Raw genomic sequence first — 25,661 nt, 5'->3', positions numbered from 1 at the left:
ATGAAGTAGCCAATGGTGGGCTTCCTCCTCCCCGCCGAGGGGGGAGGGGGATGGTATGGCGGGTTCGGCAGTTGGGTCGCCCGAAACCTCGGCGGCGGAGCGGCTAGGGCTGGTCCTGCACCGAGCGCAGCATCTGCTCCGCCAGCGCGATGGCCTCCTGGCGGTCCTTCACGTCCAGCTTCTGGTACAGGCTGCGGATATGGGTCTTGATGGTACTCGGTGCCACCTTGAAATGGCGGGCGATGCGCTCATTGGAGAGCCCCGAGTGGATCGCGTTCAGCACCTGCCACTCCCGCGGCGTCAGCGGTGAGTGGCGCAGGAAATCCGGCACCGCGTCGCTGTCGAGAATCTCGCGGATGATGGTCTCGTCCAGTTCGATGCGGATGCCGCCGTCCAGCTCAGGCTGCTGCTGGGTCAGGCGGATCAGCTCCTGGGCCTTATCGGCCTCCGCGTCACTGAGGCCATCCTCCAGGGCCGCTTTCAGGATCACGATCAGCGGCTTGCCGATCTGCAGGAAGCTGGCGCTGAAGTCACGCTCTATGGCGATGCTCAGGGCCTCGCGGATGGCGTTGATGGCACCGTCGCGCTGCTCGCGCAGCCACAGCAGGTGGGCCTCCAGGACCAGGTTGCGCAGGCAGTCGGTCACCAGGCCGCAGTCCCGCGCCACCTGCTGCAGGCGGCTGAGCAGGCGGTTGGCGTCGGACCAGCGGTGCAGCTCGATCAGCGCGCGCACGTGGTTGCGCCCGTGGCACTGCTCGAAGTGATTGCTGGGTCGATCCGCCACCGGCGCCGCCTGTTCCAGCCAGGTGGCGATGGCCTGCTGGTTGTCCAGCGCGCGCCAGGCGCGCATGCGCGCCGCGTCGGCGTTGGCGACCCAGTCGCGGTGGTAGCGTTCGCCGGCCAGCAGACGGTCGATGCGTGCCAGCCATTCCAGGGATTCCTCTTTCTCACCGCGGGCCTGGGCCACTTTCAGCAGCAGCGTGTATTCCGGCAGCAACCAGCGCTCACCCACCTTGCGGTTGATCTGCATGCCGCGGCGGGCCGATTGGGCCGCCTCATCCAAATGGCCCTGTTCCCACTGCAGCTGGCCGCCGAGACGGCAGATGAACTCATAGATCGGCAGGCCGGTCAGCTGGTGCTTCTGCACTAGCTGCTTGGCGCGCTCCTGCAGTGTCGCCGCCTTCTTCAGCAGCCCCTGGGCGATGGCAATTTCAGTCTGCTGGCAGATGGCCCAGGCGGCGCTGGGGTAATCGTGCTCGGCCACCGCTAGGGCCTCGACCTCCTGCATATAGGTGATGGCCTGTTCCAGTTCGCCCAGGCAGAAACTGGTCTCACCGGTGACCAGTAGTGCGGTGGTGCGCTCGCCCGGCTGGTCGTCGCGCAGCAGGCCCAGCGCCTCCTCGGCGTACTCCTTGGCCTGCAGCGTCTGGCCGCGGGCCACGGCGGCCTGGGCGCGCATGGTGGCGAAGGCGCCCTCGTACTTACGCCACTGCTGCGGGTCTTCGCGTTGCAGCCAGCTCTCGGCGGCAACCAGGTTTTTCTCGCAGCGGTCGTATTCGAAGTTGTCCCGCGCCATCTTGGCGGCGAGCAGGGTGAAGCGGGCGTTGCGTTGCAGCTCGTTGGCGCCGAGCCAGTCGAGACAGTCGTTGAGCACCCGCGTCTGGCCCTCGCGCAGTAGCTGTTCGCCCTGCTCGCTCAGCAACTGGCGCAAGCGTTCGCGGTCCTCCGCCGCCAGCGCGTGGCGCAGTGCCTCCAGCGGCTGGTCCAGTTGCTGCCAGGTGTCGCAGGCGAGGCGGTGTAGCTCCAGCAGGCGCGAGTGGTCGGTGAGCTGGCGCTGCAGGAAGCGGGCGAAAACCGGGTGGTAGCGGAACCACTGGCGGCTGGAATCCTGCGCCTGCAGGAAGAGCCCGCGCCGTGCGGCCTGTTCCAGCAGTTGTTGGCCGCCATCGAGGCCGCTCAGCCGCTCCGCCAGCTGGGCGTTGACGCGGGTCAGGATGGAGGTGCAGGCCAGCAGCTCGCGCAGCTGCGGCTCCAGTCGCTCCAGCACTTCCTCCGCCAGATAATCTAGGATGTGGCTGTGGCCCTGTTCCAGTTCTCCCAGGTAGCGGTCCACTTCCTCGCGGTCGCGCACCGACAGGGCGAACAGCTGTACCGCCGGCGGCCAGCCCTCACTGAGCTGGTGCAACTGTTCCGCGCGGTCGCTGTCGAGAGAAAAAGGCAGGCGCTGCTGCAGAAGCTGGGCTATTTCTTCAGTGTTCAGTGCCAGTTCGTCGCTGCCCAACTCCAGCAGGCGCCCCTGCACGCGCAGCGACGCCAGGCCCAGCGGCGGCTGGCTGCGGCTGGTGAGGACTACACCGATACCGGCCGGGGCGTGGCGCAGCAGGAAGCGGGTGGCATCGTGCACCGCTTCGTTGTCGATCTGGTGGTAGTCGTCCAGCACGATGCGCAGTTCGCTGGGCAGGCCGCGCAGCTCGGCCAGCAGCTGGCTGATGACCTGGGCCGGATCGGGGCGCTGCTGGGCGGCGAGCAGCTTGTGCGTCTCTCTGTGGGTCTCGGGCACGCCGTTGCCGGTGGCGCGGTGCACGCTCTCGACCAGGTAGCGGCAGAACTGGGTGGGTTCGTTGTCGCTGGCATCCAGCGAGTACCAGGCCACCGGGTTGTCCTGGGCCGCGGCCCAGGAGGAGACCAGCGTGGTCTTGCCGTAGCCGGCCGGTGCCGTGACCAACAGCAACTGGTCGCTGTGGCTGTCGTTCAGGAGCGACAGCAGGCGTGGGCGCGCCAGCGTGTGTTCGGGGCAGTCCGGCAGGCTGTATTTGGAAGTCAGTAGCATCGCTGAATGCGGTCGTCTTTTACCCGCACTGCTCGCAAACCTCCTACTGCGGCGGCTCCATAGCACGCCCTGGCTGGTTTTCGCTCGGTCGGAGCGCTCGACGTACGGCTAGTACGCCTGCGCACTCCTTCTGTCGCGGAAACCAGCCATGACGCACTCTGAATCCGCCTCGCTACGGACGTTTATGAGCACTGCGGGTTCTGGTTGATATTTGTACAGACGTGATTATGCACTATGAGGGTGGCATCGCGACAGGGTTGTGACATCCCCCGGCGATAGGGGGGAGATGGGTACTCTTCTTTGCCAGAGGCGGTACCAAATGGTAATTTCCCTCTGATCAGCGGTGCCCATTTCATAATAATGATGGCGCGAAAATTCTCTTGAGCGCCGTAGCTAGAACAAAAAACAGGGGCGAACATGGCAGATATAGTGATCCTTGCGGCACCGGGCATGGGGGCGGCGGACGAAAGTTTTGCAGAACCGCTGTTTGCGGCGCTGCGTGCAGGCCTGGGCAGCGACTGGTCGCGACTGCACTGCGACACCATCCAGTGCCAGGGACACATGCAGACCAATATCGAGCGGGTGTTCGAGGGGATGCAGAAGCGCGATATGGATTTCCTGCGCGCGCGCAAATTCATGCTGTACGGGATGGCCGAGAGCGCCGCACAGATGGGCGACATCCAGCAGCGCGGCGGCAACTACGAAAAGACCCAGCAGGCGATCTACGCCACCCTGGAAAAGGCCGCCGCGGCCACATCCGTCAACGCACCGGTCGTTCTTATTTCCCACTCGGTGGGGTGTGTAAACCTGTCCAACTTTATCTGGGATGCGCAGCGCCCCACGACCAATCACGGCGTGTGGCGCGATGGCGGTCCCCGCGGTGTCCACAAGGGCTCCGGGCGCGACCTGTTCCTGCGTTTCAAGACCCTCAGCCACTGGTATACCCTCGGCGCCACCAATCCGCTCTGGTGCGCGGGCATGCCGCGGGATCAGATTCAGGCGGTGACCTCCGATACCCGCGGCTACAAGTTCAGCTGGAAAAACTTCTACCACCCGGACGACCTGTTCGGCTGGCCGCTGAAGCCGCTCAGCGCCTCCTACAACCAGGCGGTTTACCGCGACTACGAGACACGCCCGCTGTCGGACTGGAGCGCGTCCAACTGGGGGCCGCAGCTGGTGGCCCACGATGGCTACTGGCGCAATGAGATGGTGCACGAGCAATTGCTCGAGGACCTGCGCGAACTACTGAAGAAGGGCGTGGCCCGCCGGCCGGTTGTCGGTGCGCGAACTCCCGCCGCGGCCACGGTATAATCCCGCGTTCATTTTCCGAAGTAGTGGGTTTTTCCTATGTCGCTGCAATTTCACACGGTCCCGGTCACGCCCTTCCAGCAGAACTGCACCCTGCTCTGGGATGAAGCCAGCAAGCGCGCCGCGGTCGTGGATCCCGGTGGCGACCTGGACAAGATCCTGGCCGCCGTCGAGGAGCGCGGCCTGCAGCTGGAAAAGATCCTGCTGACCCACGGCCACCTGGACCATGTCGGCGGTACCGCGGCGCTGTCGAAACAGCTGCAACTGCCGGTGGAGGGGCCCCACGAAGACGACAACTTCTGGATCGAGCAGCTGCCGATGCAGACGCAGATGTTCGGATTCCCACCGGTGGAGGCCTTTACGCCGGACCGCTGGCTGCAGCAGGGGGATACCGTGACCGTCGGCGACGAGGAGCTGGAGGTGCACCACTGCCCGGGGCACACGCCGGGCCATGTGATCTTCTTCCACCGCCCGGGCAAGCTGGCGCTGGTGGGTGATGTACTCTTCGCCGGCTCCATCGGCCGCACCGATTTCCCCAAGGGGGATCACGACACCTTGATCCGCTCCATTACCGAAAGACTGTGGCCGCTCGGCGACGATGTGCGTTTTATTCCCGGTCACGGCCCCATGTCCACCTTCGGCCAGGAGCGGCAGACCAACCCCTTCGTCGCTGACAAGCGCTTTGGCTGATTCAGCCGAGGTGCGGAATTAGCAACGGCTACTGCGAGAATTTCGCCATGGGAACCGTCAACAGACTGCGCACATTACTGCTCGCCCTGCCGCTACTGCTGGCGGGTTGCGCGGTGGTTTCCGAGGAGGAGTGCCAGGCGGGGCTCTGGTACGAGCGCGGTATACAGGACGGCGCCCGCGGGCGCGGCCAGTCACTCATCTACGAGATTGCGCAGAAGTGCCAGGAGTACGGTGCGCGGGTAGACAGCGAGGAATGGCTGCGCGGCCACGAGGAGGGCGTGGAGCAGTTCTGCACACCGAAGAACGGCTATTACCAGGGGCGCCGCGGCAACAGTTACGAGGGTGTCTGCAGTGGCCCCACCGCCGACCTGTTTATGACCGAGTACCGGCGCGGCCTGGCGGACTATCGGGTGGAGCAGGAGTACCGCCGCCTGGTGGACCGCCGCGATTACCTCGAGCGCGAACTCTACACGGTGCGCGCCGCGCTGGCCGGCGCCAACGACGAGGAAACCATCCGCACACTGCGATTCCATCGCAATTCGCTCGCGCGTGAACTGCAGTTGCTGGACATGCAGCTGCATCGCTACGGCGTGTTCGGTTTCGATTTCTTCTACTGATCCGCGCAGCTCCAAATCACGCATATTACCCAACCAGGAAGTAACGCAATGGCAATTTGGCACGGCAATCCCACACTCGAAGACCTGAATCAAGGTACGGCCGACTGTATGCCCGGCTACATCGGTCTGGAAATTACCGAGATCGGTGACGACTACCTGGTGGGTACGCTGCCGGTGGATCACCGCACGCGCCAGCCGTTCGGCATACTGCACGGCGGCGCCAGCGTGGTGCTGGCGGAAACGCTCGGTTCCGTCGGCGCCAACCTGGTGGTCGATACGGAAAAATTCTACTGCGTCGGCCAGGAGATCAATGCCAACCACCTGCGCCCGGTGGGAGAGGGTAAAGTGACGGGCACCGCCAGGCCGGTGCATGTCGGCCGCAGCAGCCAGGTGTGGGAAATCCGCATTACCGATTCCCACGGCAAGCTCAACTGCATCTCCCGCATCACCATGGCGGTGGTAGCGCACGGCCGCTGATGAGCGAAGCGCAGACCTCAATGGAGCCGCAGGCGTTCGTCTACGAGGATATTCCCTACCGGCTGGTGCGCTCGCACCGGCGCAAGCGGCTCGGCCTGGTGCTGGCGGAGTCCGGTGTCGAGGTGCGGATTCCCGCGCGCTGCGCGGCGCGGCACGGGCACCAGTTCCTGCAGGAGAATATCCAGTGGGTGCGCGCGCAACTGTTGCGGGTCGACCAGCGCGCGGCACAGGTGCCGGAATACCGCTATGCATTCGGCGAGAGTTTTCCGTGGCTGGGGCGCCCGCTGCCGCTGGTGCGCGCGGCGCGGCCGGCGGACGCGGGAATCGGCGAAGTCATCTCACTCTATACCCGTTACCGCGATCCGGATGAAGAGCAGCTGCAGACTGCGCTGCAGCGCCTGTACCAGCGCGAGGCGCTGGATCTGCTGAGCGGCAAATCCGCACGGTTGGCACAGCAGCTGGGACTGAAGTTTTCCTCGGTGCGGGTGCGCCGCACCAAGAGCAAATGGGGGCACTGCAGTATTCGCGGCGAGCTGCAGTACAACTGGCTCGTGTGCCTGGCGCCGGAGCCGGTGGTGGATTACCTGGTCGCGCACGAAGTTTCGCACTTGCAGCACCACAACCACAGTCGCGCATTCTGGCAGCTGGTGGAGAGCGTATGTCCGCGCTATCGGGAACTGCGCCGCTGGCTGCGGGACAACGGTCACCGCCTCACGCTCTGATGTGGGAGCCAGTATGTAGGATGGGCCCAGTATGTAGGATGGGTAAAGGCGCGTAGCGACGTGCCCATCACTCGGAGCGCTGATGGGCACGCTGCGCTTTGCCCATCCTACCAACTACACATGGCGCACCCTACGACTATTCCGTTTTCTTATTTGTAAAAATTTATGGCCAAGAAGCCCCGTTTCTTTACTCCGAAAAAACCATCGCAGAAGCCGCTACCCGCAGCGGGCGAGGCGCGGGTGGAAAAGTTCAGCCACGATATGCGCGGTATCGCGCGCGTCGCTCGCAAGACGGTATTTATCGACAACGCCCTGCCCGGTGAGACGGTGAAATTCCGCTACAGCGCGCGGCGCTCGCGGTTTGACGAAGGTGAAGTGCTGGAGGTGCTACAGCCGTCACCACAGCGCTGCCAGCCGCGTTGCCCCCATGTGAAGCTGTGCGGTGGCTGCGCGGTGCAGCACCTGGAGCCGAGTGCGCAGATTCAGGAAAAACAGCAAATCCTGCTGGATCAGCTGGCCCGCTTCGGCGATATCGAATTATCGGAGCAGGGGCCGGAGATACTCTCGCCGCTGGTCGGCGATCCCTTCGGCTACCGGCGCAAGGGGCGTATCGGTATCCGCCTGGTCAGTGCCCGCCGCCACAGCAAAGGCGCGGGAAAGAAGCTGGTCTTCGGGTTCCGCGAGAAGCGCTCCAACGATCTGACCGATATTGACGAGTGCCATGTGCTCCATCCGGCCATTGCCGTGCAGATCCCGCGTCTTAAACAGCTGGTCGCCGACAGCGACGGCCGCGCGCACTTCGCTCAGCTGGAAGTGGCGGTCGGCGACGACGCCGCGGCAATCGTACTGCGTCACCTGAAACCGATAACTGATACAGACCGGTCGCGCTGGCTGGCGTTTGCCGCCGACACCGGTATTCACCTGTACCTGCAGCCCGGCGACGCGGCCACTGCGCACAGAATCTGGCCCGGCGATGGCGAGGAATTACTGAGTTACGAACTGCCGGAATTCGAGCTGACGCTGCGCTTCCACCCGCTGGATTTCGTGCAGGTCAACTTCGAGATCAACCGGCAGATGGTCAGCCGTGCGGTGGCACTGCTCGATCCGCAGCCGCACGAGCGGGTGCTGGACCTTTTCTGCGGGCTCGGCAACTTCACGCTGCCACTGGCTCGCCGTGCTGGCGAGGTGGTGGGGGTGGAAGGCGAGGGCGCCCTCACCAGTCGCGGTGCCGACAACGCGGCGTTGAATGGGCTGCACAACGTCCAGTTTCACGCTGCCGACCTGACCCGGGATGTCGGCGCGCACAGTTGGGCCGCGGGCGGTTTTGACAAGATTCTGCTCGACCCGCCCCGCAGTGGCGCACTGGAAGTGGTGCGCGAGCTGGCGCGGTTCGGTGCGCAACGTATCGTCTATGTCTCCTGCAATCCCGCCACCCTGGCGCGCGACGCAGGCGAACTGGCGACGCTCGGCTATCGGCTGAGCAAAGTCGGAGTGATGGATATGTTCCCGCACACTGCGCACGTTGAATCCATGGCGCTGTTTGAACGAGTCAAATGATGGCGCCCGGCAGTTGGAATTTTTTCGGCGAAGCACCGCGGTATCCAAGGTTGGCGCCCCGTCGTTGGTGCGCCAGACAATCTGGCGTAAACTGCCTTAAACCTGTGAGGCGTGGAAGATATGCAAGTCGAACCCCTGAGTGACGATTTCGAGGACAACTGCGGGCGCTTTCTGCCGGAAGCCACCGAGCAGGGTTGCGTCTGGGCGCTGGAGGGGGAGGAGGGATTCGCCCTGTGCGAATCCGAAAAGTATCCGCAGACCGAGGTCATGCCTTTCTGGTCCCAGCGCGAATTTGCCGAAATCCACGCCGACGGTGACTGGGGCGATTACAAGGTCGTGGCCATCGACCTGGAAGAATTTATGGACGATTGGCTCACCGGCATGCACGACGATGTACTGTTGGTGGGAATCAACTGGAACGCCGAGCTCGAGGGTATCGAACTGGAGCCGCTGGACCTGCTCGAGCAATTGGAGCAGGAACTGCAGTAAGCAGGCGCCAGCGGCTGTTGTCGACGGGATAAAAACACTAACGACGGGAGTCTCAGGATGGGACAGCTTCGCGGTGTGCGGACGGTCATCTACGGTGTCACCAATATTGCCGAAGCCAAGGCCTGGTATACGCAACTGCTGGAGCAGGAGCCCTATTTCGATTCCGAATGTTACGTGGGCTTCAACGTCGGCGGCTACGAGCTGGGCCTGAACCCGGATGCGCGCAGTGTCACCAGCCGCGCCGACGGCGTTATCGCTTACTGGGGTGTGGACGACCTGGCCGCCCAGGTGGAGCGCCTCAGCGCCATGGGCGCGCGCCAGCACAGTGAAATCGTGGACGTGGGGGAGGGCATACTGATGGCCAGCTTCCTCGACCCTTACGGCAATATTTTTGGCCTGATCGAAAACCCGGGTTTTCAGTCGCAGGATCAGTAACCGGAGCAGTTCCCGTGAGCAAACCGCCGGCGTCGAAGTTCCGCCCCTCCGACCAGACATTCGCCGCCGAGAGCCTGGCGCAGATCGGTCGCGGCTATGTGGTGCCGGACCGGGTGGCGCTGATTACCGGCTGCTCCAGCGGCATTGGCCGCGAGCTGGCGCTGGCGCTGCACCGCCGCGGCACCATCGTCATCGCCACCGCGCGGCGTCCGGAAAGCCTGCAGGAACTGGCGGACCTGGGTATCGCCACCGAGGCGCTGGACGTCAATTCACAGGCGGATATCAACCGCGTGGTGCACGCCCTGAAGACGGCCTACGGCCGCCTGGATATCCTGATCAACAACGCCGGCTACGGCCAGATGGGGCCGTTGATGGAGCTGGATACCCGCGCCCTGGAGGAACAGTTTCGCACCAATGTGTTCGCGCCACTGGCGCTGATCCGTGCCTGCGCGCCGCTGATGCGATCCGAGCGCCGCGGTATCGTGTGTAATATCGGTTCGGTCTCCGGAGTTATGCCGACGCCTTTCTCCGGAGCCTATTGTGCGTCCAAGGCGGCACTGCACACCCTGTCTGAAGTATTGCGCCTGGAGCTGAAACCCTTCGGTATTCGCGTGATGACGGTACAACCCGGGGCCATTGCGTCGGAGTTCGGTCGCCACGCCCAGGTGTCACTGCGCGGCCTGCTGGCCCCGGACTCCTGGTACAAGCGCCAGGAGGATGCCGTGCGCGCACGCGCGCAGGAGTCGCAGCAGAATGCGACACTGTCCAGCACCATGGCGCGCAGGTTGGTGAAAGAGCTGTTGCGCAAGCGGCCGCCGGCGATCGTGCGCATCGGTAACAAGAGCCGCCTGCTGCCGTGGATGGCGCGCTGGCTGCCGCGCCGGATGCGCGACTGGATCATTTCGCGGCGCTTTCAGTTGCGGCGCATACCGCACAAAGGGTAGGGCCTGTTGACACTAAATTCGATAGCCGCGTTGCCGTCCCAAAACGAGCCAGGCAAGGCGCGAGGAGCGTGGTTTAGCGGGCTAAATGAGTGACGAGCAACGCGGCATGGCCCGTTTTGGGACGGAACCCGAAGGGACGGGCCCGTTTTTCCGCAATACTGCGTTGCAGTTCGCTTATGTGGAATGACCACACAGCGCTCACTGCGCCTTGCCTTGCGAAAAAACGGCCTCCGTCGCGGCCATCGAATTTAGTGTCAACAGGCCCTAGCGCGGGTTTTTACTCGCCAGCCAGTCCGCCACCTCGGCGAAACTGCCGCGAAACACTATCTCTCCCTCGCGTTTTTCCATCAGGTAATCGTAAGTACCGTCGTAGTATTCCCCCAGCAGTGCCATCACCAGCGGGATATAGGCGTCGGCACTGCCGCTTGCTGCCAGCTCGCGGTTGGCGTGCTGCAATTGCTCATCCAGCTGCCGGTAGCGCAGCCCGCCGAGACGCTTCTGGATCTTACCCAGGTTATTGCGCAGCTCCTCGCCGAGGGCTTCCGCCGGACCGCGCTCACTGCCGGCAAAGCGCGGCAACGCCGCGTTGACATAGTCACGCACTATGCGCTCCGCCCGCGCCTCTACTGACTCTTCCACCAGTACCCGCGGGGCACCCTGCATAGCCTGCTGCAGGACCGGCGGTACCGCACAGCGGCCGATCAGGCGGCTCTCGTCCTCTATGAATACCGTGCCGGCGGCCTGCGCCAGCTTGAGCAGGTCGATACTGACGCGATTTTCGAAATCGATCTGCGCCGGCTGTTCCCGGCCGGTGCGACCGAAACTGGAGCCGCGATGGCGGGCGATGGCCTCGAGATCCACCGCGCGCGCGGCTTGCTGGACCAGTTCGGTTTTGCCGCAACCGGTGTGGCCGGCAATAACGATCAGTGGCAGCCGGGCGCACTGCTTATCCAGCTCGTCGAGCAGGAAATTGCGCATCGCCTTGTAACCGCCCTCTACCAGCGGAAAGTCGATACCCTCGGCGCGCAACAGCTGCTGTGTGGTGCGCGAGCGCAGGCCACCGCGGAAACAGTAGAGGTAGCCGTCCGGGTGCCGGCGCACGAAGTCGCTCCAGCCCGCCAGCCGCTCGGCCCGCACTTCGGGGGTGGCGAGACGCCAGCCCAGGTCGATGGCGGCCTGCTGGCCGGAGCGCTTGTACTCGGTGCCCACCAGCTCGCGCTGGCGGTCGTCCAGCAGCGGCAGGTTTTCCGCCTGCGGGAAGGCGCCACGGGCAAACTCGACCGGCGCGCGCGCGTCCATTAGCGGAACATCGTTCAGAAATAGATAGCGGTAGTCTGCGGTGTTCTGGCGCAAATCCTGTCTCCCCAAATTTTGCGCAGTGTAACCTGAATAGGCGGCATTGGATGATTCCGTAGCGCCGCGTCTCCCGGGGAATCACCTATTTATGACTGTCGACCAGCTGACCATCCTGATTATTCTCGCCGTCACCGTGGTGCTGTTTATCTGGGGGCCCTGGCGGCACGACATGGTGGCGTTGGCAGCGCTGCTCGCCTGCGTCTTTACCGGGTTGATCGATCCGGCGAATGCCTTTAACGGTTTCGGCCATCCGGCAGTGGTGACGGTGGCCTGTGTACTGATCCTGAGTCGCGGGCTGCAGAATACCGGCGCCATGGATGCGCTGGCGCAGCGGGTGGTCCCCAGGAGCGGCAACACGGCGCTGGCCATATTCTCACTGACCGGCCTGGGCGCGCTGATGTCCGGCTTTATGAACAATGTCGGCGCCCTTGCGTTGCTGATGCCGGTGGCCGCGGATGTGGCGGACAAGCACCAGCTGCCGCCGGGAAAGGTACTGATGCCATTATCTTTCGGCACGATTCTCGGCGGCATGACCACCCTGATCGGCACGCCGCCGAACCTGATCGTGTCCGGTTTCCGCGCCAGCACCGGCGCCGGCACCTTCGGCATGTTTGATTTCACCCCGGTGGGCGTGGTGGTGGCACTGCTGGGCGTGCTGTTCGTGGCGCTGCTCGGTTGGCGCTTGGTCCCCGCGCGCACCCAGGCGGGTGCGGCCAGCTTCGATACCGGCTCCTATCTGACGGAGGCCCTGATCCAGGAAAAGAGTGCCGCCGCCGGTAAGAGCCTGCGCGAAATTGCGCAGATGCTCGAGAGCGAGGACGCGCAGGTGGTCGGCGTAGTGCACAACGATGCCCGCGTATCCCCGGCCACGCCCTGGCACCGGGTCAACGCCGGCGACATTCTCGTGATCGAGGCCGAACCGGAAGCCCTTTCCTCCGCCATCTCCAATCTGGGGCTGCGGCTGGCCGGCGAGCCGAGCAAGGAGGAAAAAGAGGGCGAGAGCAAGGCTAAGGCTGAGGCGAAAGGCAAAGCCGGTGGTGAAAAAAAAGAAAAGGAAGCCCGTGCAGGCAAGGAAAAAGAGAAAGACAAAGCTGCCGGCGACAGATCCGACATACAGCTGCGTGAACTGGTGGTAATGCCGGATTCGGCTCTGGTCGGTCGCACCGCGCAGTTCCTGCGTCTGCCGGCGCGTTACCAGATCAACCTGCTGGCACTGTCCCGGCAGGGGCGCCGCTCGGTGCGCCGCCTGCGCTCCACACCGCTGCTCGCCGGCGATGCACTGTTGATGATGGGGAGCGATGACAACCTGAATAACTTTGCCCGCGAGCAGGGCTGTGTGCCACTGGCCCAGCGCGACATCAGTATTCCGAATAAGGAGAAGGCGGCGATCGCGCTGGTGGCGATGGCGCTGGCGGTCAGTGGTGCGGCATTCGGCCTGCTGCCCGCGGCCATTTCCTTTGCCGCCTGTGCCCTGGCCTTTATGGTGCTGAAAGTGGTGCCTCTGCGAGGTATGTACGAGTCGATCGACGGCTCGGTAATCGTGTTGCTGGGCACGCTGATTTCCGTGGCCGAAGTCATGGAAAATACCGGCGCCGCAGACCTGATCGCGCAGGGGATGCTCGACAACCTGGCCCAGGGCAGCGCAGTGGTGGCACTGGCGCTGATACTGATTATCACCATGACGCTGTCGGATTTTATGAACAACGCCGCTACGGCGGCGGTGATGTGCTCAATCGCGGTGAGCGTCGCCGGACAGCTGGAGGTCAACCCGGACAGCTTTCTGATGGCCGTGGCCATCGGCGCCTCCTGCGCCTTTTTGACGCCGGTCGGCCACCAGAACAACACCCTGATCCTGGGTCCCGGTGGTTTCGAATTCGGTGACTACTGGCGTATGGGGCTGCCGCTGGAAATACTGGTGGTGTTGGTCGGCATACCAACCTTGTTATGGGTATGGCCGCTGTGACTGAAAGTGGCTGACTGGTCTTACGCGACGGAGTCGTCGACCGGCTGGGCCAGTGCTGCCAGATATTTACCGCAAAAGCGCAGTGCATCGGTGACCGTGACTATGCCAGCCAGCTCCCCCTCGCGCATTACCAGCACGGAGCCGATACCGGTATCCGCCATGGCCTGCAGTATGCGGTCCAGCGGGTCGTGGATATCGGCGATATAGGGGCGGCGGGCACAGAGGTCGTGCACATAGAGCTGCTGTTCCTCCAGGCGGTGTCCCGGCGCATTGGCCCGCTCGATATCGTTGCGGGAAATCACGGTTTCCAGGTCGCCATCGCGGGTAACCGGCAGGTGGTGCACCTTGTGTTCTTCCATCAGTGCCAGGGCTGCCTCCACGGTGGCATCGATATCGATATGGTAGGGGAACGGTGTCATCACCGCCGCCAGAGTCGGCATATGGTGGAAATCGCGGGGTTTGGACATGGAACTTAACCCTGGTCTTTAGCATCTCAGAATAGTCATTCGGTGCCAGGCCAACTGTTATCGGATCGGTTAGCACCGGGCCCCGGTACACTATAGCCAATTAGCAGTTGATATTTGTCGGTGAAGGCTTATTATTCGCCGCCTCAGCCGATGGATATATAGAGCGCCCCGCATACCGCTGGCGGGTTGCCATTTTCGGCTAATCTTATTTTCAGCGACTGCCGTATATATGCCGTGTTTAATCCGGCGTTATGCGGATGTTTACGGTGAAATATCGGCCAAACCGCCAATATATCGAAGGTAGCATTATTAAACCGAGTCCCTTTGGTTGATAGTGTTATTTAACAAATACTGATATTGCGCAGTCCGGAAATTAATTCTGTGTCTATATCGTCACAGTGATATTTCTGTGTTTATAAATAACCGCCGTTGAGGTTTATTGAATGTTTCAGGAATACGAACAAATCGAACAGCAGATCGCCGAGCACCAGGCCCGGATCGAAGAGCTGCAGGAGCAGATGGCCCGTGCCGAGCGCAAAAAAGAAGGTGTAATCGCCTTTGATAAAGCCCTCGTGAACCTGGCCGCCGAATATCAGATGGATGAGCGCGAACTTTATGTCGCCCGCGGAGAACAGATCGTCGAGTGGCTGGTGAGCCAGCTGAATGATGAAGACGCGCCGGACTATGTCCAGACCCTGAAAGCCCGTGTCGCTCGCACACTGAAGAAAGGCAGTGAGGCACCGCGCCGCGCCCGCCGCGTCAGTGCGAACGGTTCCAGTGAACCGAAACTGGAGGTCGGTCACTACCGCAATCCCTACACCGGTGGCACCGTGGAAAAGAAGAAGCGCAATCCGAAGCAGCTGAACCAGTGGGTGGAAGAGCACGGCCTGGAAATAGTGAAAGAGTGGAAGATCTGATCCCTGCCCGGTTGTAGCTTCTGTCCGGCATCGCCTCTGGCGGTGCCGGGAATCCCGCCCACACTATCTCCCCGTCTTTTTATAGTTTCCCTGTTTGCGCAGCTATTCCCTGCAGTCATCGTCAGATCGCGGTATTCTGTCGCTTATTTAGCGGTAACAATAATATTTTTCGCGGCGGGGGAGTTTCGAGCGATGAGATTGCGCATATTCGGTATCTTATTTTTATTGATCGCCGGTTCTGCCTGGGCGGCAACGCAGGAGGGGCGCGCAGGATCACAGCAGCAGGTCATCTATCTGGTGCGTCACGCGGAAAAACGCGTGGATGCTGGTGTCGAAGACAAGGATCCGCCGCTGACGGATACTGGCGATGCGCGCGCGCAGCACCTCGCCTACGTGCTGGGTGATATAGGCATAGACCACATTTACACCTCTGACTATCGGCGCACGCGCCAGACCGGTGAGCCGCTGGCGAAAAAATTGGGACTCAACATGCAGCCCTACGACCCGCGGGCGTTGCCGGCGTTTGCGCAGCAGCTGCAGCAACTGGGTGGCCGCATTCTGGTGGTCGGCCACAGCAATACCACGCCGCAACTGGTCGAATTACTCGGCGGTGACGGTGGCGCGCCAATCGATGAGGCGTCGGAGTACGACCGGCTGTATATCCTGATTCGCGATGGCGACAGGGTAACGACATTACTGCAGCGTTTCGGTTCGAGCGGGCGTCGCCCGCAGGACTAATCGTCCCGAGTCACGCTGCCAGTATCTTGCAGTAACGCGCGCACGAATGCCGTCACCACCTCGGACGCCGGACCGTGGTGGTGTTCAGCAAACGCATCGCCGACACTGCTGCGCTCCAGGTTCAGTTCCACGCTATGCGCGCCGGCCATATTGGCGCACTCGACGAACCCCGCGGCGGGGTACACATTGCCCGAGGTGCCGACACTGATAAACAGGTCGCACTCGCCGAGTGTGTGGTAGATACGATCCATCTCCAGTGGCATCTCCCCGAACCAGACCACGTGCGGGCGCAGTGTGCCGCCGCGTTGGCAGCAGTCGCATACTGCTTCCGTGCCGAGGTCGGAGCGGATGGGAAACAGTTCGCCGCTGATAACGCAGCGGGCTTTCAGTAATTCCCCGTGCATATGAATCAGATTGCGGCTGCCGGCGCGCTCGTGCAGGTCGTCGATATTCTGCGTAACCAACAGGAAGTCACCGGGAAAATTTTGCTCCAGCTGTGCCAGCGCCCGGTGTGCCGCGTTCGGCGCTATATCCGGCGAAAGCAGTTGTCGGCGGCGTTCGTTGTAGAAGCGCTGCACCAGTTGCGGGTCGCGGATAAAGGCTTCCGGAGTGGCGACATCTTCCAGCCGATGGTTTTCCCACAGGCCGTCGGCGCCGCGAAAGGTGCGGATACCGGACTCGGCGGAGATGCCGGCGCCGGTGAGCACAACGATACTCTGGTATTTCATTTTTTCTGCGCAGCTTATTACCGGGTCGGAAGGAAAGAATACCCCTCTCCCGAGACACGGGCTGGGCGCCCCCCTTAAATACATCCCTGTACGCTCGTAATCGGCATCCATGCCTCATACGGTCCCGGGTAGGGGTATTCTTCCCTTCCACCTTCTTAGTAAGTCGGGCGCCCACGGGCGCCCGCTTGTCCGATCAATGCATTTTAAGGCGTGGCTTAACGAAGCGGTTGGCCTGGCCGACGAGATAAATCAGCATCGCCCTGGCCCAGCCGTGTACCGCGGCCAGGTGCATCCGGTACAGGGAACGATAGGCCAGCCCGGCGATGCGGCCCTCAATCGTGAGGCTGCCCTTGACCAGTGCGCCCATCAGGTTGCCGACCGCGGTGTGCTTACTGAGCGACACCAGGGAACCGCGATCGCGATAGCGGAATTCCCGCAGCGGCCTGCCCTCGACCAGGGCAATCAGGTTGTGTTCGGCCACTGTCGCCATCTGCTGCGCCGCCTGGGCGCGCGGCGGCACTCGCTGTTCGGCCAGGTCGATGCAGCCCGCGCAGTCCCCGATGGCAAAGACATGGGGGTCGGTGGTGGATTGCAGATCTGTTTTTACTTCAACCTGGTTTTGTCTGTTGGTGGCGAGGCCGTCGAGCTGTTGCAGGAAGTCCGGCGCCTTCACGCCCGCGGCCCAGACGCGGATCGCCGCGGGGATTTCCTCGCCGTCGTTGGTGACCAGGCCATCGGCGGTCGCCTCGGCAACGGCGCAACCGGTCAACACGCGCACGCCCAGCCTGGTTAGTTCGCGCTCCGCATTGTTGCCCAGGCGCGGCGGCAGTGCCGGCAGCAGGTGCGGACCGGCCTCGATCAACGTGATCTCCAGAGAGTCGCGCCTGATGCGGCCGTAGTTGCCCATCTGCCGGCTGGCATCCACCAGTTCCGCCGACAGCTCCACACCGGTGGCGCCGCCGCCGACGATGGCGACCTGAACCTTTTCCGCGATATCGGTTTCCAGCTGCAGGAAGCGGTCCAGCAGCAGGCGGTGGAATCTCTGTGCCTGCTCGGTACTGTCGAGGAATGCGCAGTGTTCGCGCACACCGGGGGTGCGAAAGTCATTGCTCTGGCTGCCGATACACAGCACCAATAAGTCGTATTCAATCTCCCGGGCTGGCACCAGTTGTCGGCCTTCGCTATCGGCCACCGGTGCCAGCTCGATGACGCGGCGACCGCGATCGAGTTTCTGCAGGCTGCCCAGCTGGAAATTGAATCCGTTGGCGCGCGCATGCACCTGGTAATTGAGTGCGTCCAGGCCGGAATCCAGCGCGCCAGTGGCGACCTGGTGCAACAGGGGCTTCCAGATATGGGTGCGGTTTTTGTCGATCAGGGTGATCTGTGCGGCGGGGGAGTTGCGACGGCGTTTCAGCAGTGGTGTGAAACTGAAATAGTGTCCGAGCCTGGTGGCCAGTTGCAGGCCGCCGGCACCGCCGCCAACGATTACGATTTTCTTCATACTACGGTCTTCCTTAGCTTAAAAAGCCGATTCCCCAATCTGTGAAGACCATGTTTTGTTACACCGGTAACTTGTTATTCCGGTGTTTTTTTGTATGGCGGCAGTATCCCCCGATGAGTTGGATTTGGCAATTCAAATTTGTCCCTGCACCGTCTCTGTCTCGTGTGCGATCAGCTGGCGCCAATCCGCTTTGCGCAGCAATCGTACCGGGGCCTGCGGGCGATCGGTGCGGGTGACTGCGCCGATAATGGACGCGTGGTTGCAGCCGGCCTGGCGCAGTGCCAGCAGGCATTGCTCCGCCTGTTCGGCCGGCACTGCTGCCAGCAGGCCGCCGCAGGTCTGCGGGTCGGCGAGCAGGTGCCAGTGCGGCAACTGCTGCCACTCCTGCGGATTTTCGACGTAGGCATAAGCGGCGCTGTTCTGTGGCTGCAGGCTGGAGAGCCAGCCCTGTTCCGCACACGGGGCCGCGCCGCTAATCAATGGCAGGCGCTCGGCGATCAGCGCTGCGCCGAGTGCGCCGCTGCCTTCGAGCATTTCCAGCAGGTGGCCGAGCAGGCCAAAGCCGGTGATGTCGGTCAGGGCGCGGGCGCCGTGCTGCGCAAATATGTCCGCCGCCGCGGCATTGCTCTGCAGCATGGTTTCCAGTGCCTTCTGCACCCAGCGCCCCTGCGCCTTGCCCAAACCTTCGGCGGCGAAAATGGTGCCGGTGCCGAGGGGCTTGCTCAGGATCAGGCAGTCGCCGGTGCGGGCACCGGTTTTTTCCAGTAGCTGATCCGGCTCGGCGAGGCCGTTTACCGTCAGGCCGAGCTGCATCTCCGCACCTTCGGCGGTGTGGCCGCCGGAGAGCGCACACTGGTGGCGGTTGAGTTCGTAGACCGCACCCTCGAGCAACTGCTGCAGGTCGCGCCTGGTGATGTCTGCCGCGGCCAGCGGCAGGGTCACCAGCGCCTGGGCGGTGACCGGGCGCGCATGCATCGCGAAGAGATCGGAGAGGGCGTGCAGTGCGGCCAGGCGGCCGAACAGCCAGGGGTCGGCGACGGGCGCGCGCAGCTGGTCGGAACTCTGCACCAGCAGCTTGCCCTGGGGCAGCTCCATCACTGCCGCATCGTCACCGGCGCCGCGCAGCAAAAAACCGGACTGTTGTGCCGGCAATTTTTGCAGCGCCCGGTGCAGGATTTCCGCGCCGACCTTGGCGCCGCAGCCATTACAGCGCATCGCGGAAAGGGAAACGCCGCCGCGTTCGCCGACGATCTCCCGCGGTCGCCGCGGCGGCGCATTGTCCATCACCACCGGCAGATCACTGAAGCGATCCATAAAGTTGCGATCGATACGATTCTTCCAGCGCCACAGCATTCCGCCGACCGCGGCGGCACCATTGCGCACGGCGACGGCGCGTTTGTCGCCACAGGAAAGCAGGCTGAGGAAATCCCTTTGCGGGCGATAGGGTTTCAATGTGCGGCCGAGCAGCGTCGCGCGCAGGTTGTGATACAGCACCGGTCCCTGGCGCACCGCGTAGACCCCGGCTTTTGGCAGGGGGCTATGGGCAAAACTGGCGACATCGCCGGTGGCGAAAATATTATCGTGCCCCTGTGCGCGCAGCTGCTCATCCACGGATACGAAGCCCTGTTCATCCAATGGCAGCCCGGAACCGGCCAGCCAGGGCGGCGCACAGGCATTGGTGCACAGCAGCACCTGGTCCAGCTCCAGGGTGTCGCCATTTTCGCCGCGTAGACCCTGTTCGGCGATCGCCGCCACCGGCCAGTTGGCATGCAGCTGGACACCGAGTTTGTGCAGTTCCCGCTGCACCAGTCTGCGCGCCAGGTAGGGATAGCCTTCCGGTACCTGCGCGCCGGCGTGAACCAAGTGTATTTGCACACGCCCCGAATAGACCTGCTCTTCCAGTGCATGCGCCATGGCCATCGCCAGTTCGCAGCCGCCGGCGCCGCCGCCGACCACGCCGAGCTTCACCGGCGCGCGGGTTTTCTGTACGCGTCTCTGCAGTTGCTGCCAATAGCGGTAGAAGTGGCCGATCGGCTTGATCGGTATCGCCAATTCCGAACCCGGCAGCTCCCGTGCCGGTGTCGCGCCCACATCGAGTGATACGACGTCGTACTCGAGGTCGGGGCGTCCGAGCAGAGAAACCTTGCGCGCCGCTGGATCTATGCGGTGGGCGCATGCCTGTACGAAGCGGGCGCCGGCGGCGCGACAGAGGCGCACCAGGTCGATATGGGTTTCATCGAGGCGGTAGTGTCCGGCGACCAGGCCCGGCAGCATGCCGGAATAGGGGGTCTGCACCTGTGGGGAAACCAGGGTCAGGCGCGCGCCCGGCAGCGGATTCATGGCCCACATCTGCAGCACTATCGCGTGAGCGTGGCCGCCGCCGACCAGAACGATGTCCTGGTAATTTGGGTACTCCTGCATGGTCACTCGCTGGCAAAAAATTTCGATTGGGCGGTGTAATCATCGCGGCCGTCAAATTGCATGACGGGTAATGCCGTACATTTTAACCCTTGAGTAAATACTAGCCAGCTTGCCGGGCCGCAAGACGAATGGCGCGGCCCGGCGGCGCTTTATCGCGAATCCCGGTGGCAGCGTAATCAATGACGATGCCCTGGTCTTTACTTAATTGGCACAGCTGTAATTGCAGCTTTCGCTAAATTCATTTTCCGGCACCTATTTTACGCATGCCACCAAAACCCTCGACGCCAACTGATGCCCTGCGCCGCCTGCTCTGGTGGCTGTTGCTAGGCATGCTGTTGCTCGGCGCTGGCTCTGCCGCCATTTCGGCGCTGGTGGCGACAAGGGTCGAACTGTGGCTGGAGCGGCGCGGTGTCGAGACGGAAATAGATTACCTGCAGGTTTCCGTTCCGCGTCTGCGTATGGTGGTCCGTGGCTTTCGCGGCCAGAACAGCGAAGGGCGCGGGTTTTACGCCCGCGAGCTGATGCTCGACTACAGCTGGTGGCAGTTGATACGCGGCCGTTTCCAGCTGCAGCGGGCCTACCTGGAAGGCGCCTATATGGACCTGGAGTCCATTGACAGCCAGGAGGGGCGGTTATGGGAAGTCTTCGGCTGGGATCTCACCAAAGGCAAGCGCAAGGATCGCGACTTTCAGCTGATATTCGACTGGGCGCGTATTCATGACAGCCAGCTGTGTTACCGGCATGGGCCCGCCTGGCCGACGCCCAGTTGCCTGCGCTTCGACGACCTGCAGGCGCAAGACTTTTTGCTGACGCTGCAGCGCAGCGGCGACGAGCCCCTGCAGTTGAATATCGCTGCGGAGGATATCAACCTGCGCGACCTGTTGGTGGGGGAGAAAAATGCACCCGCCTATAACTCGGCGCTGGTGGAGCTGGAGCTGTCAGCGGCGCGCTTCGTTCATCCGGCGGCGAGCATCACTGCCGAGCGGGTGGCGGTGAAACAGTTTGGCAGCTGTCCGCCGCGCCGCTGGGCGGAGGCGCTGCGGCCACTGCGGCACCTGGTCGGCCACTGCGGTACCGCGCGCCGCCTGCAACTGGAGGGGGATCTGCAGTTCGTATTCGGCAGCGATGCCGAGGTGCACTGGCGTCGCGGCACGGGTCAGGGTGTCAAGTTGCGCCACCGCGATCGCCGCTGGCAGAACTGGCGCGCTGAAACCATAGCGCTGAACGACTTCGCCTATGTCGACAAACAGGATCAGTTGAGCTGGACGAGTGGCGGTGCCAGCGCCTTCGACTGGTGTCCGGGCGGGCTGCGCAACGACGAGCACCACTACTGTGTGCGCGCCGGCACCTTGCAGCTGCCGCAGCCGGTGACGTTCGACTGGACTGGCAAACTGAGTGTGAGCGCCGGCCCGAGCCGCCTGCAGCAAACGCAGTTATTGGACTTGGACGGGGCCAATCGCAATCCGCTTACCGCGCACCTGGCGCTGCTCGGCCCGCTCAAATACGCAGGTGAGAGTCGCACGCTGGCAGTTGACGGCGTGGAGTTGGAAAGCGCGACCGGCTGTACACCCGGACAGTTGTGGCAGCAGCCGGAATACTGTGTACAGCTGGCGGGATTGCACTCCAGCGACCCTTTTCAGTTGCGTTTTCCTTCGCGGGAGCAGAAGCAGCCCTGGGGTTTTGCCAGTGGCCCGCTGAAGCTGGGCCAGTTGCGTTTGCGGCGCGAGGATCAGCCCCAGTTGCAGCTCCAGAAACTGCACTGGCAACGCATCAACCTGATGGGGGGCGCGGGTAGCTCTGATGCACCGCTGGTGGTGCAGGATTTCGGTTTGCAGGCCCTGTCCGGTTGCCTGCCGGATTCCATGTTGCCGCGCGAGTGGCAATCGCTCTGCGCAGAGCTGAACACCCTCGTTGGCAGCGGTAACTTTGCCTGGCGCGGCGGTGCCGACGGCTACGCGATCCTCGGCGAGTTGAGACTCGAACGACTGCTGCTGGCAGATCGCCTGGACAGCGACAAGGGACTGTTATTGCAACAGCTGCATACCGGCGAAGGTTACATGCGCCGCGACGCTGACGGCGAAAATCCATGGATAGATACGGCGTCAGTGGCGTCGACTGCGCCTCCGCTTGTCGCGAGCCCGGCTCCGCCGCAAGAGGTCGTCGATGAAAAGGGCTTGCTACCTGCGGAGCGCCGCAGACAGCAGGAGCCGGGCAGTGCGGCGAACACGGAAGAAGCGCCTATCGCGAATATCGCCAGCCCCAACCTGAATCTGCACAGCGCATCGCTCAGCCGCCTGCAGGGCTGCCTGCCCGCACCCTGGGCGCGTTTGTTTTACGATCAGCCGCAACAGATGCCAGGCTGCTTTGACATGCGCAACCTGCGCCAGCACAGCCCGCTGGTCATCGCCTGGCAGGGCGGGCTGGATATGGCCGTCGGGGAGCTGACGCTCGATCGCGCCCTGGCCAGGACCCCGCCGGGGCAAACTCTATTGGATTTGTCCGCCCTGCGACTGCCCAGCGGGCGCATCCGCTATTTGCCGCAGCATGGCGTCTTTTTATCGCTGCCGCACCTCTCCCTGCAATCGCTGTACGGTTGTCTGCCGGGTGGGGTTTCGCCGCAGTCGGACACCCGTTGCGCCGACCTGGACGACCTGCGGTTGGGGCGGAAATTTCAGCTCAACTTCGACAGCCGACAATTGGCGGCGGATCTGGGTGGCACGCTGGCCGATCGAATCCGGTTGCAGGAGGAAGAGGGGCAGCTTGTCGCCGATGTGCACGAATTGCTGGCGCCGCAATTGGAAATCCTCTGGTCGCGCCGGGAGAGCAAACCCTCGCGAATAAAGGTTGAAAATCTATCCGTTGCCTCCGTACAGGCCTGTCTGCCCAAAGGTGCGGAACTGCGCGCTGGGCTCCCCCGCTGCGTTTTTTCCAAGGAGTTGCGTACGGTGGGTGAAAACGGCCTGCGCCTGGGCGAAACGATTTTCAAGGCGTCGCCGGCAGCGCCGTCGCTGTGGAGCATCGAGAGTGTCCAGATCGACAGTTTTTTTCTGTCGCCGAGCACACTCGATCTGCACGGGCTGGACATTCAGCAAGTCCTGTTTTGTGGCCTGCACGACCTGTTGCCAGCCAGCGCGCGCGATATCGGCTTCGCCGACTGTATTACGGCGCGGCAGCTGGATTTTGTCGGTGTCAGCCGCATAGGCCTGACGCCGTCTGTGCCAATGGTCGAACTCGGTGCGCTGGAGGCCCGGCCCGTGGCCACCTGGCAGGAGGCCGGTGAATACGTGCAGGCGGGCTTTCGGCACCTGAGCTGGAAAAAGCTGATCTGGGATGGTGATCCGGTCTTGTGGGTCACCGATCTGTCGATGAGCGAACTGCGCGGCTGCGCGCCGGGAGCGGCGCCGCGGGTGACGGTCGAGTTACTGGAGGATATTAGCGATCGGGAAGTCGGTTCCTGTTACGGCGTGCGCGAAGTGCGGTTGTCCGGCACGCAGAAAATTGCGCTTACCAGCCCTTTTTCCAGCAATGGTTCGATCGAGCTGGTGGACCTCAGCGTGGGCAGAGGGGCGGACAAGCCGCTGGTATTCGAACGTATCCAGCTGGACCAGTTTGCCTATGGCGGTGTGCCCATCGGCCGCCTGTCGGGCGCGAGCGGTTGCCTGGCGGCCGGCATGCTGGGCGACTCGCGTTTGGCCCCCTGCTACCGGCTCGGGCGGGTAGAAGTGCAAAGCGTGGATCGCATCGATACGCCTGTCGGGCGCGCGACGCTACTTCACGGCCTGCAAATCGCCGGCGTGGAATTCAGTCAGCACGATTATCCGGGAACATTGCCCGCCCAGTTATTGCAGATGGAAGCTATTGCCGCGCGGCACCTTCGTATCGGTGGCGGTGAAATTGAGGCGCAGCAGTTGGAATTGCAGGGCGTTTCCAGCTGCATCCCCCGCGGCTATATCGACGGCATCAATCACTGTATCTCCACGGGCAGGCTACTGACGAGCGGTCAATATATTACCGGCGAAAAAAATCTGGCATTGACGCAGTTACAGCTGCAGGACATTCAATTGCTGTCCGGCGACGGCAAGCAGCTGGTGCGGGGTGAGAGTGTCGCAATTGCGGCGCTGTTAAGTGATCTCAGTTACCTGCGCTTCGACTGGTTGGAGGCGGCGGGCTTCGAATTCTTTGGCCGGCGCGAGGGCGCGCCGGAATACCATCGTCATTCCGTGATCGGCCGACTGGCGGGGCTGCGGGTGGAGCAACTTGGGTACGACAAGGTTGGTCGCCGGCTGGAGATCGCCAACGTCGACGCGCTGCGGCCCCGCCTCATACTGATGCGCAATCGCGCGGGGGAATACCCCGTCCTGGAAGAGATCGCCGCGCTGACCGGCGCGCCGCCGGGTCGGGTCGAGCCGGTGGCCGAGAGGGCAATCGCAGCAGAGCGACAGTTTCACTATCACGTCCACGACCTTAATGTGCGCCACGGTACTTTCACCTGGGTGGACCGCCAGGGTCAGTACCGAGCAAACCTGCCGATCAGGGCCATCTACCTGACCGCGCACAATATCAGCAACGAGCCGGACGTTCCCCCCATGGTGGTGCTGCTAAACGGGCGCCCCGGCGGTTTCGGCGAAATACAGTTGGCGGGCACCATCGACTACCTGGATACGCGCAAGTGGAATGCCGACCTGACCGGCTACATCAACAATGCCAATCTGATTCCGGCCACGCCATATATGGCTGAGCTGCTCGGCTATAAAATCTTGCAGGGGCAGCTGGACGCGATCTTCGATATTCGGGTGCGCGAAAACAAGGTGGATGCCATTGCGGAAATGAAGCTGGAAAAAATCCGGGTGCGCCGCGTGCGGGAAGAAGACCAGCTGCCGGTTAAATCCACGCTGATTCCGCTGAATATTGCCCTGCTGCTAATGGAAGATGGTAACAGTAATGTCCGTTTCAGCATGCCGATAGCCGGCGACCTCTACGACCCGGAGTTTTCGTTCAGCTTTATTTTCAGCGACCTGCTGCAGAGTGCGATCATGGAGGCCCTGTTCAGTTATTTCACGCCACTCGGCTTTTACACCCTGGCCAAGTTTGCCTGGCGACGGTTCCGCGCGATCGACTTTGACTCCATTATTTTCCAGCCCGGGAGCGCGGAGCTCAGCACTGTCGCGCATCAACAATTGCAGGAAATGCTGCAGGTACTGCGTGAACACCCCGAGGCGAGGCCGGGCGTCTGCGGTATTGCCAACCCGCGCGACTGGCATGCGCTCCACCCGAATTCGACCCCCGATCTGCGTGGCAGCAACGCCGCGCTGGAGCAATTCTATCGCCATCCGCCGATAGAGCTGTTGGAGGAACTTGAGCACCTGGCGCTGGAGCGCAGTCGCCAGATCGAGCGTTTCCTGATTGATGCCGGGATAACCGCCGCGGAGCTGATCCCCTGTGCGCCGGACTACAATGGTCGTGATTTCGACGAGCCGCGGGTGGAATTTTCCAATTAATGC

The 25,661-nt window shown here is 62.8% G+C and carries 19 protein-coding genes; 13 read left to right on the top strand and 6 right to left on the bottom strand.

Going from position 1 to position 25,661, the window contains the following annotated elements; genetic code table 11:
* Positions 1-103: 103 nt before the first annotated feature.
* On the bottom strand, positions 104-2,830 hold the full coding sequence (gene malT, locus BUC36_RS08040; RefSeq protein ID WP_073273459.1) for an HTH-type transcriptional regulator MalT: 2,727 nt from the start codon (positions 2,828-2,830) through the stop codon (positions 104-106).
* 417 nt (positions 2,831-3,247) lie between these two features.
* Between malT and BUC36_RS08035 the strand changes: the two genes are divergently transcribed.
* The 9 genes from BUC36_RS08035 (at position 3,248) to BUC36_RS07995 (ending at position 10,069) form a co-directional block, all read left to right on the top strand.
* Positions 3,248-4,141, top strand: coding sequence for a hypothetical protein (locus BUC36_RS08035; protein ID WP_073273457.1), 894 nt, complete (start codon positions 3,248-3,250; stop codon positions 4,139-4,141).
* 36 nt (positions 4,142-4,177) lie between these two features.
* Positions 4,178-4,828, top strand: a complete 651-nt coding sequence (locus BUC36_RS08030) for an MBL fold metallo-hydrolase (protein ID WP_073273455.1) — start codon at positions 4,178-4,180, stop codon at positions 4,826-4,828.
* Between the two features lie 47 nt (positions 4,829-4,875).
* The gene (locus BUC36_RS08025) at positions 4,876-5,445 is read left to right on the top strand and encodes a DUF2799 domain-containing protein (protein WP_073273453.1); all 570 of its coding nucleotides are present in this window, start codon (positions 4,876-4,878) and stop codon (positions 5,443-5,445) included.
* Between the two features lie 48 nt (positions 5,446-5,493).
* Complete coding sequence (locus BUC36_RS08020) at positions 5,494-5,922, top strand: hotdog fold thioesterase (RefSeq protein WP_073273451.1); 429 nt, start codon at positions 5,494-5,496, stop codon at positions 5,920-5,922.
* Positions 5,922-6,644: a M48 family metallopeptidase gene (locus BUC36_RS08015; RefSeq protein ID WP_234994925.1), complete on the top strand. Its 723-nt coding sequence runs from the start codon at positions 5,922-5,924 to the stop codon at positions 6,642-6,644. The genes BUC36_RS08020 and BUC36_RS08015 overlap by 1 nt, the downstream gene beginning before the upstream one ends.
* A 165-nt stretch (positions 6,645-6,809) precedes the next feature.
* Entirely contained in the window at positions 6,810-8,201 is a 1,392-nt protein-coding gene (gene rlmD / locus BUC36_RS08010; RefSeq protein WP_073273447.1) for a 23S rRNA (uracil(1939)-C(5))-methyltransferase RlmD, read from the top strand.
* A gap of 120 nt (positions 8,202-8,321) precedes the next feature.
* The gene (locus BUC36_RS08005; RefSeq protein ID WP_084535717.1) at positions 8,322-8,690 is read left to right on the top strand and encodes a DUF2750 domain-containing protein; all 369 of its coding nucleotides are present in this window, start codon (positions 8,322-8,324) and stop codon (positions 8,688-8,690) included.
* 57 nt (positions 8,691-8,747) lie between these two features.
* Positions 8,748-9,125 carry a VOC family protein gene (locus tag BUC36_RS08000; protein WP_073273443.1) on the top strand — a complete coding sequence of 126 codons (378 nt, stop codon included), beginning with the start codon at positions 8,748-8,750 and terminating at the stop codon, positions 9,123-9,125.
* A 14-nt stretch (positions 9,126-9,139) separates the two neighbouring features.
* The gene (locus BUC36_RS07995; protein ID WP_084535715.1) at positions 9,140-10,069 is read left to right on the top strand and encodes an SDR family oxidoreductase; all 930 of its coding nucleotides are present in this window, start codon (positions 9,140-9,142) and stop codon (positions 10,067-10,069) included.
* A gap of 264 nt (positions 10,070-10,333) precedes the next feature.
* Here BUC36_RS07995 and mnmH read toward each other — a convergent pair whose 3' ends face one another.
* Positions 10,334-11,422 carry a tRNA 2-selenouridine(34) synthase MnmH gene (mnmH, locus tag BUC36_RS07990; protein ID WP_073273441.1) on the bottom strand — a complete coding sequence of 363 codons (1,089 nt, stop codon included), beginning with the start codon at positions 11,420-11,422 and terminating at the stop codon, positions 10,334-10,336.
* Positions 11,423-11,513: 91 nt separating this feature from the next.
* Between mnmH and BUC36_RS07985 the strand changes: the two genes are divergently transcribed.
* Positions 11,514-13,388: an SLC13 family permease gene (locus BUC36_RS07985; RefSeq protein WP_073273439.1), complete on the top strand. Its 1,875-nt coding sequence runs from the start codon at positions 11,514-11,516 to the stop codon at positions 13,386-13,388.
* A gap of 20 nt (positions 13,389-13,408) precedes the next feature.
* Here the strand turns inward: BUC36_RS07985 and BUC36_RS07980 are convergent, their stop codons facing one another.
* Positions 13,409-13,855: a CBS domain-containing protein gene (locus tag BUC36_RS07980; protein WP_234994924.1), complete on the bottom strand. Its 447-nt coding sequence runs from the start codon at positions 13,853-13,855 to the stop codon at positions 13,409-13,411.
* Between the two features lie 443 nt (positions 13,856-14,298).
* Here BUC36_RS07980 and BUC36_RS07975 point away from each other — a divergent pair, with 443 nt between their 5' ends.
* A complete protein-coding gene (locus BUC36_RS07975; protein WP_073273436.1) occupies positions 14,299-14,772 on the top strand; it encodes a hypothetical protein in 474 nt (157 codons plus the stop codon).
* Between the two features lie 192 nt (positions 14,773-14,964).
* Entirely contained in the window at positions 14,965-15,510 is a 546-nt protein-coding gene (locus BUC36_RS07970; protein WP_084535713.1) for a SixA phosphatase family protein, read from the top strand.
* Here BUC36_RS07970 and cobB read toward each other — a convergent pair.
* The 3 genes from cobB to selD form a co-directional block, all read right to left on the bottom strand.
* Positions 15,507-16,238, bottom strand: a complete 732-nt coding sequence (cobB, locus tag BUC36_RS07965) for a Sir2 family NAD+-dependent deacetylase (protein ID WP_073273434.1) — start codon at positions 16,236-16,238, stop codon at positions 15,507-15,509. The genes BUC36_RS07970 and cobB overlap by 4 nt on opposite strands.
* A 193-nt stretch (positions 16,239-16,431) precedes the next feature.
* Complete coding sequence (locus BUC36_RS07960; protein ID WP_073273432.1) at positions 16,432-17,739, bottom strand: NAD(P)/FAD-dependent oxidoreductase; 1,308 nt, start codon at positions 17,737-17,739, stop codon at positions 16,432-16,434.
* Positions 17,740-17,871: 132 nt separating this feature from the next.
* Positions 17,872-20,160: a selenide, water dikinase SelD gene (gene selD / locus BUC36_RS07955; RefSeq protein WP_073273430.1), complete on the bottom strand. Its 2,289-nt coding sequence runs from the start codon at positions 20,158-20,160 to the stop codon at positions 17,872-17,874.
* A gap of 263 nt (positions 20,161-20,423) precedes the next feature.
* Between selD and BUC36_RS07950 the strand changes: the two genes are divergently transcribed.
* Positions 20,424-25,658, top strand: coding sequence for a DUF748 domain-containing protein (locus tag BUC36_RS07950; protein WP_084535711.1), 5,235 nt, complete (start codon positions 20,424-20,426; stop codon positions 25,656-25,658).
* The last annotated feature ends 3 nt before the right edge of the window (positions 25,659-25,661 follow it).

This window comes from Microbulbifer donghaiensis (genome assembly GCF_900129095.1).
GTDB lineage: Bacteria > Pseudomonadota > Gammaproteobacteria > Pseudomonadales > Cellvibrionaceae > Microbulbifer > Microbulbifer donghaiensis.
Note: the sequence above shows the minus strand (reverse complement) of the source record. Positions and strands in the feature narration are given on the sequence as shown.